This window comes from Salipiger sp. 1_MG-2023 (assembly GCF_030547555.1).
Taxonomy (GTDB): domain Bacteria; phylum Pseudomonadota; class Alphaproteobacteria; order Rhodobacterales; family Rhodobacteraceae; genus Salipiger.
Map to the genome: position 1 here is coordinate 1 of NZ_JAUOQN010000165.1, position 1,013 is coordinate 1,013.

The following is a 1,013-nucleotide window of genomic DNA, read 5'->3' on the forward strand; positions in this document are numbered from 1 at the left end:
TCAACGGCATCAAGCCATCAACACAAGATCAGGCCGCCGCTTGATGACCGCCCAAACACCAGATTTGACAATAGCTCTTGAACGAGGTGAAGAATCCGCGATGCGGCACATCATAGATGCTCGTTTGCCATAATGCTAATCGGAGTGGCGGGCAAGCGTAGAGGTCTGTATCGTTATGCCCAGTCAATGAATTTCCCAGTATAGGATCGACATCATGATTAAAATGAGAGAATTGAATTCTGGCTTTACGTATCGATCTTCGTGGACAGGATACGCCAAAGGTCGAGGTCTTGATATTGCTAACGCACCGGTTCTGCACAGCGCACGTATTGATGCGAACAAAGTCTACGAAGACCCTTTTAAGGGACCTCGGAACAGGTTCTCAAAAAAGTACGAACAGTTCATTCAGGCTTTGACAACAAGCCAGTACGCTATTGTCCGTCATGGCGGCAAGGATGAAAATCAAGAGCTGTTTGGATCGGGTAAACTGATTGCCATTTATGAGCTTGCTTCCTACGAAATTAATGAAAGCGGCTGCGTTAAGATCCAGCTCGGGAACCGCATCGCATTTTAGATTGGGATTTTGTATTTTTGCCGCCAAGCGTCGCTAGGCTATTCGGCAGGCATTCTGACGCAGCGTCAACAGCCCTTTGCAGACCTCCGCTCCAAGCGCGGCGGCTGACCAGTGTCAGCCCCGCTTTGCCCTATACCCAGAAAAGCCTACGCGGCTAAGCTGCCCTGCGTACCGAGAGCATGGGGCGGCAGCCGTGCGGACGGAGCGGCATAGGCTCCCCCACTTTCGTTGGCTGCTGTCAGTCGTAAAGCTGCCGTTCGGCGTATTGTCTTGTGCGAGTTGCTGCTCCCCCTTAAGAAGCGAGCTATGGCTGAATCTGGTGTTTGGGCGGTTAGAGGTGGTCGCGAGATTTCGGACCAGTTGCTGGTAGTGCCCCGAGAGGTGGTGTAAGAGCGCCGACCTTCGGAGAGGTCCAAGGCTGATCAGGTCGCCACGGCGG

General features: G+C 52.8%; 1 protein-coding gene. It reads left to right on the forward strand.

Features of this window, described 5'->3' with window-relative positions; genetic code table 11:
• Positions 1-214: 214 nt before the first annotated feature.
• Positions 215-574 (forward strand): hypothetical protein, encoded by a 360-nt coding sequence (locus tag Q4543_RS24400; RefSeq protein ID WP_303442750.1) that lies wholly within the window; start codon positions 215-217, stop codon positions 572-574.
• Positions 575-1,013: the final 439 nt, after the last annotated feature.

Excerpts from the sequence above, each read along its gene's own strand:
- Q4543_RS24400 (WP_303442750.1), top strand. The coding sequence starts at position 215 with ATGATTAAAATGAGAGAATTGAATTCTGGCTTTACGTATCGATCTTCG.